The sequence below is a fragment of the Chryseobacterium glaciei genome, from assembly GCF_001648155.1.
In the GTDB taxonomy this organism is placed as follows: Bacteria; Bacteroidota; Bacteroidia; order Flavobacteriales; family Weeksellaceae; genus Chryseobacterium; species Chryseobacterium glaciei.
In genome coordinates this window covers 3,463,147-3,476,888 of record NZ_CP015199.1, presented here as the reverse complement: position 1 = coordinate 3,476,888, position 13,742 = coordinate 3,463,147, and the positions used below count along the sequence as shown (strand labels likewise).

Annotated in this window: 12 protein-coding genes; 5 read left to right on the top strand and 7 right to left on the bottom strand. The window is 33.7% G+C overall.

Features of this window, described 5'->3' with window-relative positions:
* Positions 1–445 precede the first annotated feature (445 nt).
* The 4 genes from A0O34_RS15715 to A0O34_RS15700 all read right to left on the bottom strand — a co-directional run bounded on the left by A0O34_RS15715 (position 446) and on the right by A0O34_RS15700 (position 4,917).
* On the bottom strand, positions 446–1,549 hold the full coding sequence (locus A0O34_RS15715; RefSeq protein ID WP_066756545.1) for an HlyD family secretion protein: 1,104 nt from the start codon (positions 1,547–1,549) through the stop codon (positions 446–448).
* A 14-nt stretch (positions 1,550–1,563) separates the two neighbouring features.
* A complete protein-coding gene (locus A0O34_RS15710; protein WP_066756543.1) occupies positions 1,564–2,883 on the bottom strand; it encodes a TolC family protein in 1,320 nt (439 codons plus the stop codon).
* The gene (locus A0O34_RS15705; protein WP_066756540.1) at positions 2,867–3,493 is read right to left on the bottom strand and encodes a TetR/AcrR family transcriptional regulator; all 627 of its coding nucleotides are present in this window, start codon (positions 3,491–3,493) and stop codon (positions 2,867–2,869) included. The genes A0O34_RS15710 and A0O34_RS15705 overlap by 17 nt, the downstream gene beginning before the upstream one ends.
* 305 nt (positions 3,494–3,798) lie before the next feature.
* On the bottom strand, positions 3,799–4,917 hold the full coding sequence (locus A0O34_RS15700; RefSeq protein ID WP_066756537.1) for a DNA polymerase III subunit: 1,119 nt from the start codon (positions 4,915–4,917) through the stop codon (positions 3,799–3,801).
* Positions 4,918–5,161: 244 nt separating this feature from the next.
* On the opposite strand from A0O34_RS15700, the gene mdlD reads away from it, so the two are divergent.
* The 4 genes from mdlD to A0O34_RS15680 all read left to right on the top strand — a co-directional run bounded on the left by mdlD (position 5,162) and on the right by A0O34_RS15680 (position 9,608).
* A complete protein-coding gene (gene mdlD, locus A0O34_RS15695; RefSeq protein ID WP_066756532.1) occupies positions 5,162–6,481 on the top strand; it encodes an NAD(P)-dependent benzaldehyde dehydrogenase MdlD in 1,320 nt (439 codons plus the stop codon).
* A gap of 198 nt (positions 6,482–6,679) precedes the next feature.
* Positions 6,680–7,960, top strand: coding sequence for a hypothetical protein (locus tag A0O34_RS15690; RefSeq protein WP_066756529.1), 1,281 nt, complete (start codon positions 6,680–6,682; stop codon positions 7,958–7,960).
* Positions 7,961–7,964: 4 nt separating this feature from the next.
* Positions 7,965–8,555, top strand: a complete 591-nt coding sequence (lptC, locus tag A0O34_RS15685) for an LPS export ABC transporter periplasmic protein LptC (RefSeq protein ID WP_066759764.1) — start codon at positions 7,965–7,967, stop codon at positions 8,553–8,555.
* A gap of 9 nt (positions 8,556–8,564) precedes the next feature.
* Entirely contained in the window at positions 8,565–9,608 is a 1,044-nt protein-coding gene (locus tag A0O34_RS15680; protein WP_066756527.1) for an anhydro-N-acetylmuramic acid kinase, read from the top strand.
* A gap of 135 nt (positions 9,609–9,743) precedes the next feature.
* Here the strand turns inward: A0O34_RS15680 and A0O34_RS15675 are convergent, their stop codons facing one another.
* Positions 9,744–10,133, bottom strand: coding sequence for an orotate phosphoribosyltransferase (locus A0O34_RS15675; RefSeq protein WP_066756524.1), 390 nt, complete (start codon positions 10,131–10,133; stop codon positions 9,744–9,746).
* 37 nt (positions 10,134–10,170) lie between these two features.
* Between A0O34_RS15675 and A0O34_RS15670 the strand changes: the two genes are divergently transcribed.
* Positions 10,171–10,782, top strand: a complete 612-nt coding sequence (locus tag A0O34_RS15670; protein ID WP_066756521.1) for an NUDIX hydrolase — start codon at positions 10,171–10,173, stop codon at positions 10,780–10,782.
* Here A0O34_RS15670 and A0O34_RS15665 read toward each other — a convergent pair.
* Both A0O34_RS15665 and gldJ read right to left on the bottom strand, forming a co-directional pair.
* A complete protein-coding gene (locus tag A0O34_RS15665) occupies positions 10,775–12,046 on the bottom strand; it encodes a UDP-N-acetylmuramoyl-tripeptide--D-alanyl-D-alanine ligase (protein WP_066756512.1) in 1,272 nt (423 codons plus the stop codon). The two genes, A0O34_RS15670 and A0O34_RS15665, sit on opposite strands and share 8 nt — an antisense overlap.
* Before the next feature lie 63 nt (positions 12,047–12,109).
* Positions 12,110–13,711: a gliding motility lipoprotein GldJ gene (gene gldJ, locus A0O34_RS15660; RefSeq protein ID WP_066756503.1), complete on the bottom strand. Its 1,602-nt coding sequence runs from the start codon at positions 13,709–13,711 to the stop codon at positions 12,110–12,112.
* Between the last annotated feature and the right edge of the window lie 31 nt (positions 13,712–13,742).

Here is a 13,742-nt window from a genome sequence, read left to right as displayed (position 1 = left end):
TTTTAGAAATAAGAACAAGCATTTTTACGAACTAACTTTGTTCTTTATTAAATTCGGCTGCAAATTATTTAGTTATTAAATATTTAAATAATTCAAATCAAACATCAATTTCTAAATCCCTTAATTTCTTATTATTTTTAATTATTTTTTAAAAGTGAATTGTCAATTATTAATCAACTTCATTGTCAATTTTACTACTTCATTTTCCAAGTTCATCATTGATTTCCATCTACAAAACCGATATCAACTTCGTTTGTCAGTTTTCAACTTCATTATACTTCTCCATTGAACTCCATCTGCAAAATCATCTTCATCACCTCATTTCCCTCTTCATCACTGAATCCTTCCACAAGATCGGCATCAAACTTCATCATCAATTTACTGCTTCATTTTTCTTTCACAATTGACTTGCTTCAGCAAAATTGACAATCCACTTATTTAAATATTATTTCAAAGAAACTTCGGCTTTCACGTTCATTCCTGTTCTTAGTCTTTTAGCAACGTTTGGATCTAGTTTTACAAAGTCGATTTTCACAGGAAGTCTTTGTACAACTTTCACGAAGTTACCACTCGCGTTATCCGGAGGAAGAATAGAGAATGTAGAACCTGTAGCCGGAGAGAATGAACTTACTACTCCATCAAATTCGGTGTCTGGGAAAGCATCGATTTCGATTTTTACTTTCTGACCTTCTACCATTTTATCAACCTGAGTTTCTTTAAAGTTAGCCACAACCCATTTTTGGTCATTTTTAACTAAACTAAATAACTGAGATCCTGCCTGTAAATACTGTCCTGCCTGAATTGGAACTTTTCCTACATATCCGTCTTCTGAAGCAAGGATAATTGTGTAAGAAAGATTCAATCTTGCATTTTCTACATCAACTTCTCTTTGTTTAGCCACTGAACCTGCAACACTGATCTGTTGAGAACTTGCAGCCGTTTGAGAAGAAGCAATGCCCGTTTGTTGAGCAATTTGATTTCTCTGATCAACTAAAACCTGTAATTGTCTGTCAGCAGATTGTTTTGCAGCTAAAGCCTGCTCGTATTGTTGTTCTGTAATTGAGTGGTCTTTTACCAAAACAGAATATCTTTTTAAATCCTGATTTGTTTTCCAAACATTTACTTTTGCAGCTTCGATTTGAGCATTTGCTGTTGTTACAGCTGCTTGTGAGCTTCCTATATTTTTAGATGTTGCAGTAGTACTTGCCTGAGCGTTTGAAATATTGCTTTTTGCAGTCGTTAAAGCTGCTTCAGCCTGTACCAAAGCCATTTTTTGATCTCTGTTATCAAGGATAACCAAAGTATCTCCTTTTTTAACTAACTGATTATCTTTTACTTTTATCTGCGTTACATATCCTGAAACTTTAGAAATTACAGGGCTCATGTTTGAAGCAATCTGAGCATCGTCAGTTTCTTCGTGAAGCTGTCCGTAAGAATATGTTCTGTATCCGTAGATCCCTCCCACTACTACGACAACCGCTAAAATGATTGGGAAAACTAAACTCTTTTTCTTTTTAGGTTCAGTTACTGGTGTATTATTATTTTCCATTTTTGGTCTTAATCTTATTTAATTGTTAAAGTTCCTGTAGTTTGTAATAGTTTTCTGTAAGCCAATGCTGCATCTGCTTTTGCATTAATAACTCCAACATTTGAAGAAATCTGTGCTGCATCTGCATCCAACAATTCGGTCATGGTAGCCAAACCGTTGTCATATTTATTTTTTGTAATTCTGTAATTTTCATTAGCCTGTTCTGCAGCTTTTTCATACACTGCGATTCTCTTTTTAGAGTAATCTGTGTTTTGATATTCTCTGTTTACGTCAAGCTTAATATTGTCATTTAATAATTCATCGTTGGCAGCTAGCTGCTTTTCTCTTGCCTGAGACTGTCTTAATGAAGAATTTTCTTTCCAAAGATTTGATAAATTATAAGAGATCCCAACTCCAACGTTTACCGCATTGTAAAGGGTAAGGAATTTTGGAATATCCGCAGCTACATAACCTCCTGTAAATGCAATTGATGGAAGATTTTCAGCTTTTGCAGATTTAGATCCCAACTCAGCCGCTTTTCTTTGTTGAGCTAAAGCCTGTAAATCTTTACGGTTTTCTCTGGCTTCGTTTACATAAAAGTCAACTGCTTTTACATCAGAACCTTCGTCGATATAATTTTGATCAACTTCAATTTCTGTATTATCAGCTAATCCTAACAACAAATCCATATTGATGTTGGCAATATTATAGTTGTTTTTTGCTTCCAATAATTGCAATTCGATATTTGAAGTCTGAAGATTTGCCTTTAAACGATCGTTTCTAGCGATAACTCCATTATTTTCAAGTTTAAGAAAAGTATCATCTCTTTTTTGAGAAGCAGTAAGATTTTCTTCTAAAACTTTAATGGATTGGTTCGCTTTAAATAAATTATTGTAAGCCTGAGCAACGTTATAAGCAATCGCTATTTTATCATTTTCTGTGCTTAATTTTGATGCTTCCACCAAATATTTTGCAGACTGAATACCATATTTAATTCTTCCACCGTTGTAAATCGGAACACTAAGATTCACAGATCCATAGGCAACCTGATGTACTGTCGGGCTTTCTGCGCCAGCACCTGATCCGGTCGAAAGTTTCAGATCAATTGTTGGTTTAATGGGAAGATACATATAGCTTCCGGAAACTTTCAATTCAGGAAGTTGTTTGTTCTTTGCTTCCAAAAGATCTGCGGTAGCTTCTTCAATTTTAGCTGCATCAATCTTTAGGCTCTTGCTATTTTGGATTCCCAACTGCACAGCTTCATCGAGGGTGAGTTGTTTTTTCTCCTGAGCATTTATGTTTGCAATTCCTATAAATAGAGAAAGTGCAAGAACTGAATTATTTATTCTCTTCATAACCTAAAAGGTCTTTTAGTATATATTTAATATGTTTATTGAGCTCCATGTAATATTTTTCATCAAAAACGCTTTCTTCTTCCGTATCGTTTAAGAATTCTTTATACATTTCCTTGCCATTTGAGGCATAAAATAAAGTTCCACTCACCGTTGCATGAAGCAAATAGATTGGAGGGTTTTTTGTAAAAACACCTTTTTTTAATCCACTTTCTAAAATCTTTGAATACATGGCAATAAAACCCATTTTCGTTTGTTTAAGAAACTCAACGATCTGAGGATTCTCTGCATGTAACTGCTCTCTCTGCATGATTCGGTAAAAACATTTTTGATGTCTTATTCTTCCTGCAAACTGATCTATTATTTTTTCTATTTTTTCCCATTCATTGATGTCGGTTCTTTCTAAAATATCTTTGGAAAAGAATTGCCCTTCACTCATTCTGTATTCAACTAATTTTTCATACAGTTTTTCTTTAGAACCGAAATAGTAAGATATCATAGAAATATTCACATTCGCGGCTTTTGCGATCTCCCGGGTGGAAGTTCCCTCAAAACCCTTCTCAGCAAAGAGCTTCTCGGCAGCGAACAATATATTTTCTTCTTTTGAAATCATTATACTCTCATTTTTCAAGGTGCAAATTTACACAAGATTTTCAATAAATCAAACGATTGATTGATTATTTAATTAAAATTTAATATTCCTTAATGTAACTCACTGAATAGTATTAGATTTCCGTTAATTAAATTTAAACTGATATGAATAAAACATTATTAATTCTATCTATTGAATTATCCATTTTAAATAGAGACTATCCCCAAAATGTTAACCTGAGAAAGAAAATTGTGCTAAAGATGAATGACAAAATAACTCTCTTTAATGAAAAATAGAAACTCCGACAATAATGCCGGAGTTTCTATTTATGTGCTTTTATGAATATATCTTGATAATTTTATTCCTAAATCTGTCCAGATTATTTTAGGATTTCCGTTTCGGGTTAAATGTAAATCGGCTGTTGAAATTTCTTCCAGAATACTTTCGATATTGGCTCCGCTGATGAATTTTGAAAATCCTGCCCAGTTAAAACCGTTGGCGTCAATTTTTTTGTAAACAAGGCTTTCCGACTGATAATTTTGAAGCAAGGCCAATCTGAAAATCTCTGAACAATAATTTAAAAAGTTCTTTTGTTTTTCTCTGTTCCAGCCTGCAATTTCTCTTGCCCAAAGAATGATACTTTTAAGAAATTCAGGTTTCTTTTTCACCATAAATGCATCACGAACCCATTGAACGAACAACTTTTCAAACTCATCGCTTTTATTTTCTGAGTTTAAAAGCTTGATGGCATCATTCAAATCTCCCTGAGCCTGGTGAACAATTTCTCTCACCTTTTCATCAGATACAGAAAAATTCTTTTTAAGATAGTTTTCTATATCATTATCATTAATTCTTGGGATCTCCACAACCTGCGTTCTGGAAAGAATTGTCGGAAGAATATCATTAATATCTTCGGCTGTAAGAAGAATAATTGTTTTTGCCGGTGGTTCTTCTAAAAATTTCAGGAACTTGTTGGAAGCGGCAATATTCATTTTATCTGCTCTCCAAACAATCAGAATTTTAGTTCCGCCTTCAAAACTTTTAAGAGAGAATTTTTGATTTTGATCATCAACTTCATCTGCAGAAATAAAGAGTTGCTTATTTTCAGACTCCAGAAAAGCCGCCCAATCATCATAGCTTGCATATGGTGAAGCCATGATCATCTCTCTGAATTCTTCAAACTTATTTTTGCTTAAAGAGTTTCTGTTATCCGTAAAAACCGGGAAACTGAAATGCAGATCAAGGTGATTTAAATGTTCCACTTTTGATGCTGCGTGCTCGTTTTCACCTTTTAAAATTTCTTTTGCATACGCCAAAACCATTGGAAGTGTTCCATAACCTTCTTTTCCTATGAAAAGCTGGGCGTGGCTCACTCTGTTTTCAGCGATACTGTCTTTAAGAAGTTTTTTCAGATTTTCCTGTCCGGCGATGTTCTCCCAATTCATGTCCCAAAGATAAAAAATCTTCGCTCAATTTTTAAAAATTAAACTCGATTTAATATTCAGAAAAGTTGTTGGCATTAATTTTTCATTGAAAATCTACATTATATTATAGGTTACATCAATAATTCAATTAGAATAAAATTTAAATTAAATTGTACACAATTTAATTTTTAACAATAAATTTGCTTAATAATTTTCAATCAAAACATTGCACAGTTTTAAATTTGCAATCATAAAAAAAATAAAAATGAATACAGAACTGGAACAGAAAATAAGAGGAATATTTGAAAAGCAAAAGGCCTTCTTTAAAACCAATCAAACTAAAGATATTGAATTCAGAAAAACTCAACTAAAAAAATTCAGACAAGTATTTTTGAGTCATACTGATGCTCTTTGTGAAGCTTTAGATATAGATTTAGGAAAAAGTCGAAAAGAAGCTGAATATGTAGAAATCCAAATCGTTGTCAGCGAACTTGATTACCTTTTAGAAAATGTTGACGAATGGGCAAAACCAATTCCAGCAGAATCAAAACCGCATTCTTCGGGAGCTGAAGTGACGAGTAAAATAATTCACGAACCTTATGGTGTTAATTATATTATCGGCCCTTTCAACTACCCTGTTCAGTTGACTTTCAGTCCGCTAATCGGAGCTTTGATCGCAGGAAATACAGCTATCTTAAAACCTTCTGAAAATACACCTCACGTAGCAAAAGTTCTTGAAGATATTGTAAAAGAATCATTCGACGAAGCTTATGTAGCCGTCGTTCAGGGAGCGATTGAAGAAAATACTTTATTATTAAGCCTGCCGTTTGACTATATTTTCTTTACAGGAAGTCCAAATGTTGGAAAAATCGTCATGAAAGCTGCAGCTGAACAATTAATTCCTTTAACTCTTGAATTGGGAGGGAAATCTCCGACAATCATCCATAAAGATGCAGATCTTGACAAAGCCGTTGCAAGAATTTCTTACGGAAAATGGATCAATTGTGGACAAACTTGTGTGGCCCCAGATTATATTTATATTCATGAATCTGTGAAAGATGCTTTTGTTGAAAAATTTAAAGCTTATTTAAAAACAACTTATCCAGATGGATCATTAGGTAAAATCGGAAAAATTGTCAATCAGAATCAAATCAAAAATCTTGCGGGTTACCTTGATGCAGCTCCTGAAAAAGTAATTTATGGCGGAAGTTATGATCTTGAAACCCGTCATTTTGAAGCTACTTTAATGGATAATGTAACTTGGGATGATAAAGTGATGCAACAGGAAATTTTTGGTCCGATTCTTCCAATCATGACCTATAATGATATTGAGAAAGCTTTAGATGAAATAAATAATCGTCCGAAACCATTAGCCTTATATATTTTCACCGAAAATCAGGAATTTGCAAATGATATTCTGAACCGAACAACGAGTGGCGACGCAGAAATTAACAGTACAATTGTGCATGTTGGATCACATTATTTGCCTTTTGGTGGTGTCGGAACTTCCGGAATGGGAAAATATCATGGGAAATTCAGCTTTGAAAACTTTAGTCACACAAGATCTGTGCTTCAGGTGAAATAATTTCCATCTTAATTAAAACTATATAAAAGGTTGCTCTCATACGATGAGCAGCCTTTTTGATTTAATAAAATCGATATTTTAATTTACTGAAAATTAGATTTTTTGCTTAAAGAGAAGCCCTTAACAAACTTTAACCTCATGAAACTTTTACAATTCATTAATATTTAAGATATTTGCGCATTATTTTAAAAATAAAGAATGAAAAAAATCTTTGTACTATCATTCATATCAGTTGGATACTTCCTTAATGCGCAGAGTCTGAGTAACTCACCTTATGCAACTTACGGAATTGGAGATGTAAAATATGATAATACGATTGAAACTGCTTCTATGGGAGGGATCTCCACCGCTTATATAAGTGACTTTACGAGTAGTTTCAACTTCGCAAACCCTGCAAATAATGCAAATTTCGAGCTTACAAGTATAAGATTGGAAGCTACCAACGAAAATAATTATTTCAAAACTGATTATAATAATACGAAGTCTACAAAACATTCTACGTATTTGTCTAATATTTCATTGGCCTTTCCTTTGTCACCAAAGTTAAAGATGGGACTTTCTTATCAGCCGTACAGCTCTAAAAGCTATGACATCCTAAATTCTACAACTAGAGATAGTGATGGAGTTGTAATAGCCAACAGATTTAGAGGATCAGGTACATTGAACGCTGCACAGATCGCCTTATCTTATAAAGTGGCAGATCAGTTCTCAGTGGGAGCTAGAGCTAATTATTACTTCGGTAATCTTTATGATACGAACGAAATTGCATATTCTAATGCTGAATTGATCAACGGTTATGAAACTAAAAACAGTATTAAAAACTTCAACTTCACATTAGGAGCAAGTTACCAAAAACTGGATACCCGTAACGACCGTAAGCTGACAATTGGTGCTACTACTACTTTTGGAAACACAAGTAATATGATGACTGACTATAAAAACAGTACTTACTATTACGCTGCCGGAGATGTAAAAACTGGAGAAAGCATTATTGAAGAAAAAAGTACAAGTTCTAAAAACCTTTTACCAATACAGGCTTCTGTCGGTGTAGGATATGGTGAAGAGAACAAATGGTTCCTTTCCGGTCAGGTAGACTATAAAAAAGGAGAATCAATTACTTATTTCGGAAAAAGTTTAGATCTACAAGATTCTTATAGAATTTCTGCCGGAGGTTGGTATTTGCCAAACTACAACAACTTTAGAAATTATTTTTCAAGAGTTGTCTACAGATATGGTGCTTTCTATGAAAAAGGGAGTCTTAAAATTGCAGGAACAAACATCAATAAATTTGGTATTTCTGCCGGAGTACTTCTTCCATTCAAAACAAGCAGCATAACAAGAATGAGTGGTCTTGAACTTGGTTTAGAAGTCGGAAAAAGAGGAACACTTGACAATAACCTGATTAATCAGAATTACGTTAACTTAAAAGTTGGTTTCAATTTTGCTGATAAGTGGTTCAGAAAGCGTTTACTTGAATAAAACAATGAAGTTTATAAAAAACATATCATATAAAAATATAGCATACCTTTTTAGTTGTGCTATATTTTTTGTTTTGACATCCTGTGAAGAAGATCTTACCAAATCCAAAGGTCTTCAAAGCAAAAATTTTCCTTCAACGATCATTCACAATGCTAAGATTATTCAAAGAGATTCCGGTTTTATAAGCATGAAAGCCCTCGCTCCTATCATTGAAAAATATGAATTGATAGACAGCCCGTATACTGTTGCTAGAAAAGGAATTAACATTGAATTTTTCGACAAGAAAAAACCTAAAATTCCCGGAAGAATTACTGCAAAATATGCCCGAATTTTTGAATATAAAAAGTTCTACGAAGCAAAAGGCGATGTAAGAATTACAACAAATGAAGGACAGAGATTTGCCATGCAAAGTATTTTTTGGGATCAAAAAAAACAAAGAATATTTACGCGTGATACCGTTTTTGTAACAATGGAAGACGGATCTACCCTTATCGGAGCCAATGGAATGACGGCAAAAGATGATTTTTCTGAATATACTTTCTATAAAAATTCTGGAAACTTTAGTACTAAAAAGTTAGCCGAATCTAAAAAATAAATATCTGTTATGATCTTGCATGCAATAGGATTAATGTCTGGAACCAGCCTGGATGGCTTGGATATCTGCTATGCAACATTTGAAAAAAAGGAAACCTGGAGTTTTCAGATCATAAAGGCAGAAACAATTCCTTATCCTAAAATCTGGGAAGATAAACTCCGCAATTCGATTCAACTTTCGGCTGAAGAATTATTAGAATTACATTCAGAATACGGTTTTTATTTAGGAAAACTCACCCAAAATTTCATTCAAAAATTTGAATTAAAAAATATTGATCTGATTGCATCTCATGGTCATACGGTTTTTCATCAACCTCAAAAAAAATTCACTCTACAAATTGGAGACGGAAGAGCCATTAAAATAGAAACTGACTTACCTGTAATTTATGATTTCAGATCTCAAGACGTTTTGATGGGTGGAAATGGGGCGCCTTTAGTTCCGATTGGTGATGAATTGCTATTCTCTCAATATAATGCTTGCCTTAATTTAGGCGGTTTTTCTAATATTTCGTTAAAAATTAATGATAAAAGAATAGCTTTTGACATCGCTCCCGTTAATATTGTGTTGAATAAATTAGTTCAAAAATTCAATAAAAGCTTTGATGAAAATGGGGATTTGGCGAAAACAGGGGAAATTAATAACGAATTATTATTAAAACTTAATTCATTAGATTTCTACCAACAATTCCATCCAAAATCATTAGGAATTGAGTGGTGCAACGAAAATATTTTCTCTTTGTTTCAGAATATTGAAACGATTGATGTTTTAGCAACGTTCACAGAACATGTAGCTCAACAAATTTCTAAAGTTATTAATGAAAATAACTTGAAAAATATTCTTTTTACTGGCGGTGGAACTTATAATATTTATTTAATTGAAAAAATAAGAGAAAAAACCACAACTGAGATCATCATTCCGAAAAAAGAGATCATAGATTATAAAGAAGCGCTGATTTTTGCTTTTATGGGTATTTTAAGGCTCAATAATGAGATCAATGTGCTTGCTTCTGCAACAGGAAGTTCACGCGATCATTCCTCTGGTTTAATTTGTTAAATTATTCTTCAATTCGCTAATACTATCTTCTTTGACGCTCGCTTCGCTCGCGCCTTTTCCATTTACCTCGAAAAAAAAATCCTAATATTTAAATATTAAACATAAAAAAACCTCCATTACTGAAGGTTTTCTATATTATTTATAAGCTTCTATCTTATCCGTTAAGGTATTGATGAAGTTTTGTAGAGGTTTTTCTACCATCATTTTGATAAATGGATTGAATTTTCCTTCAAAAAGCATCTGTACTTCAGTCTGATTTTCGCTGATCGGGTTTAAAGTTGCCGTTAAAGCAAAATCTAAACTAGAACTTGCAGACTTTAAAACTGCTTTCTCCTCTGTAACTTCATCTATTTTTAAAGCGATTTCCGGCATTCCCTGTAACCCGAATTTAAAGCCATCTTCTCTGGTTTCAAACTTTTGAAGACCGTCTGGCATAAAATCTTTATAATTTTCAGGGGTTTTTAGTATTTCGGATAATTCTTTAGATGATTTATTGACAATAATCTTTCGTCCTTCTAAATTCATTTTTTATTTTTGTATTTAAATTCTTAATTAATTACAAATGTATAAAGTTTTTGTGAACGAAAAAAAATTATTGCTGTCTAAGCAATCCGAAGAGCTCGAAAAAAAGATCAGCTACGAAAGTTTCACAACTTTGGAGATCGCTTTGGATCTTTTGGAGAATACATCTGTAAAAGAAATAAATGTATTCGGTGAAAATATTGATGAGATCTGGGCTGAGTTTCAAAAACTTTTTAGAATAATTGAAGCTGCGGGTGGATTGGTAAATAACGAAAAAGGCGATATGCTTTTCATCAAAAGACTCGGAAAATGGGATCTTCCGAAAGGTAAAATGGAAAAAGGCGAATCCAGAGAAGAGTCTGCTGTAAGAGAAATTGAGGAAGAGACAGGCCTGAGTAATGTAGAACTGGTAGATTTCATCAACACAACTTACCATATTTACATTGAAAGAAACGGTGATAAAGTCCTGAAATGCACGCATTGGTTTGACATGAACTTCTTTGGAGAAGACACCTCAAAACCTCAGATCGAAGAAGGTATTACCGAAGTTGCCTGGAAAAACACCACTCAAATAGAAAATGAGGTTTTCCCAAGCACTTTTAAAAATATTGAACTGATTGTAAAAGAATTCTGGAACACGAAGACTAAATAAAGTCTATCGCTTTTTCCAGAGAAATTCCTCTTGAAGCTTTTAATAGAATATTTTCTGATTGAATGGTATTCAGTTTTAAATATTCTATTAATTCCGCTGTATTAAGAAAAGCTGATGCTGAAGAATTTATATTTTTAAAATGTCCACCGACAGTTATTATTTCATTAAAACCGAGATCCTGAGCTAGTTTCAGGATGTTTTGATGTTCCTTTTCGCTCTCCTCTCCTAGTTCCAGCATATCACCTATAATGATTGTTTTTGAACCTTCAAAAGTAATGAAATTATACAAAGAAGCCATCATAGAGCTTGGATTCGCATTATACGTATCAAGAACTAATGTTTTATCTTCTTTTTTAACGATTTGAGAACGCATATTCGTTGGCGTGTAATTTTGAATGGCTTGTTTAATTTTTTCAAAATCAATTCCAAAATGAAGCCCTAAACTTGCAGCAGCGCAAAGATTTGTAAAATTGTAGTCTCCTGTAAGTTTTGATAATGCTTTATTATCTTGATATAATAATCCTACAAAATGTTCTTCAGAGAAAGATTCAAAGTTATAGTCTGAGCTTTCTTTTCCAAAAGTAATTTTTGGCTGATAAGTCTCTGTTTTTTCTGATTGAATTGGATCATTTTCGTTGACTAAAATAGTCTGATGATGATTTTTCAAATAATCATATAGTTCAGATTTACCTTTTATGACTCCTTCGAATCCACCAAAACCTTCTAGATGTGCCTTTCCAAAATTGGTAATATATCCAAAATTAGGTTGAGAAATTGTACAAAGTAATTCAATTTCCTTTTGGTGATTGGCCCCCATTTCTATAACAGCCATTTCATGTTCAGGTTTGATAGAAAGTATCGTCAATGGAACACCAATATGATTATTAAGGTTTCCATAAGTATACTGTACACTATATTTTTCAAACAGAACAGCATGAATAATTTCCTTGGTCGTCGTTTTCCCGTTGCTTCCTGTAAGTCCGATAATAGGAATCTGCAATTGATTTCTGTGATGAATCGCCAGTTCTTGTAAAAACTCCAATGTAGAAGGAACATAGAAAATATTTTTGTCTACATTTTCAAAGTCTTTCTGCTCTACTATCACAGCCAAAGCCCCTTCATTTATCGCTTTTTCAGCAAAGGTAGCAGCATTAAAATTATCGCCAGAAAAGGCAAAGAAAATATCATCTTTTCCTATTTTTCTGCTGTCTATGGTCACTCTGTTAGATTGTAAAAATAAAGAGTAAAACTGTTCTATATTCATAGTTCAAAAATAAAAAAACCTTCCAATAGTTTGGAAGGTTTTTGAAATTATTTTTGATAAATATTATCTTCTAGTTCTAGCCTTTTCATTAGCTCTAGCATCCTGTGCAACACGGAATCCTATCCATGCGTAAGCTTTACCTTGGCCTTTATATCTTCTTTGACCTGGGTCTAACCAATAAGCTGTATCTTGCCAAGAACCTCCTTTTACTACTCTAACATCGTTGTTCATAGCAGAAGTTCTGTCCTTAGTATCTTTTTGTAATACAACTTTGCCGTTAGCATTTACAATAAACCTTGTTTTAGGAGAATTGTACATGTCGAAACCAGCAGCAGAATCACTTGCAGTTCTATAATCTAAAGATGATTGTCTATCACCATCTCTATAGTCTCTGTAATCAGCAATAGTTTCTCTTTCAAACTGGCCTGGTAAGTTTTTGTAAACTAATCTACCGTCAGCTAAAGTATCATACTTAATATTGCTCTCGTCAACCATTTTATAAGTACCGTCACCGTTTTTCACAACAGCTTGAGGCATGTTTCCTCTGTAGTAGTTGAAATCACTGAAATTTTCATCGATAATTGGTCTGTAAACATCGGCAGTCCACTCTGAAACGTTACCGTACATACCATAGATACCTAGGTCGTTTGATGGATATTGTCTAACATCTGCAGTTCTTGCGGCACCGTCATTTTTCCATCCTGCGATACCTGAATAATCACCAGTACCCATTTTGAAGTTTTCAAGATACATACCTCTATCTCTTCCTTTAGTACCTCTTAGCAATTCAATTTCAGGTTTTTTACCTTTATATTGATTGTATTCTCTATTTTTAGCCATCCCAAGAGCTGCGTATTCCCATTCAACTTCTGTTGGAAGTCTGAATTTTGTAACCATAGCAGCGTTTGGAGCTCTGTTTGCAGCAAGCAATCTTTGGTTGGTACTTTTTATACCAATTTTTTGCTGCATTCTTTTTTCGTTAATATATCCCTGAATTTCCGGATCATTCGACTTGAATTTATCCATGTTAAATGCAGTTCCTCCTTGGTTATTAGATTCATTGATGTATAAATCTTTAGCAATTACTCCTGCTTGCATTAAAGCTTTTTCGTTGGCTCTATCTGACAACCACTCGCAGTATCTGTTAGCCTGCGTCCAAGATACACCCACTACCGGATAGTAATCGAATTCAGGAGAACGGAAATACGTTTCGTTGAAATCGTTTCTGGATAGTTTGTTATCCCACAATAAGGTATCCGGTAAAGCACCGTTATAGATTTCCTTAAAGCTTGGATCACTTGGAGGGAATACATACTTCAACCATGTAAGGTATTCGCGGTATTCATAGTTAGTAATTTCTGTTTCTCCGATAAAGAATGAACTTACCTGCATTCTGCGAGGTGAGTTATTCCAATCGTGCATAACATCATCTTTCACTAATCCCATTGTAAAAGTTCCACCTTCTACATATACCATTCCTGGCCAACCTTTTTGCTTCTGTTGCTTTCCTGCAAAAAACCAACCCTGTTTTTCGTTTGGCTTCCAACCTGTCTTGCTGACAAATTTTTTAGTACCACCGCCTTTACTGGTACCTGACCCACCACAACTGGTTAATGCAAGTGTAGAACTCAATGCTATTAATGAAAACAACTTTAGTTTTTTCATAGTCGATTATAAATATTTTCAAAGTACAAAG

Excerpts from the sequence above, each read along its gene's own strand:
- A0O34_RS15665 (WP_066756512.1), bottom strand. The coding sequence starts at position 12,046 with ATGAATATAGAACAGTTTTACTCTTTATTTTTACAATCTAACAGAGTG.
- A0O34_RS15670 (WP_066756521.1), top strand. The coding sequence starts at position 10,171 with ATGTATAAAGTTTTTGTGAACGAAAAAAAATTATTGCTGTCTAAGCAA.
- A0O34_RS15700 (WP_066756537.1), bottom strand. The coding sequence starts at position 4,917 with ATGAATTGGGAGAACATCGCCGGACAGGAAAATCTGAAAAAACTTCTT.
- A0O34_RS15680 (WP_066756527.1), top strand. The coding sequence starts at position 8,565 with ATGATCTTGCATGCAATAGGATTAATGTCTGGAACCAGCCTGGATGGC.
- A0O34_RS15705 (WP_066756540.1), bottom strand. The coding sequence starts at position 3,493 with ATGATTTCAAAAGAAGAAAATATATTGTTCGCTGCCGAGAAGCTCTTT.
- A0O34_RS15710 (WP_066756543.1), bottom strand. The coding sequence starts at position 2,883 with ATGAAGAGAATAAATAATTCAGTTCTTGCACTTTCTCTATTTATAGGA.
- A0O34_RS15715 (WP_066756545.1), bottom strand. The coding sequence starts at position 1,549 with ATGGAAAATAATAATACACCAGTAACTGAACCTAAAAAGAAAAAGAGT.
- mdlD (WP_066756532.1), top strand. The coding sequence starts at position 5,162 with ATGAATACAGAACTGGAACAGAAAATAAGAGGAATATTTGAAAAGCAA.
- A0O34_RS15675 (WP_066756524.1), bottom strand. The coding sequence starts at position 10,133 with ATGAATTTAGAAGGACGAAAGATTATTGTCAATAAATCATCTAAAGAA.
- lptC (WP_066759764.1), top strand. The coding sequence starts at position 7,965 with ATGAAGTTTATAAAAAACATATCATATAAAAATATAGCATACCTTTTT.
- A0O34_RS15690 (WP_066756529.1), top strand. The coding sequence starts at position 6,680 with ATGAAAAAAATCTTTGTACTATCATTCATATCAGTTGGATACTTCCTT.
- gldJ (WP_066756503.1), bottom strand. The coding sequence starts at position 13,711 with ATGAAAAAACTAAAGTTGTTTTCATTAATAGCATTGAGTTCTACACTT.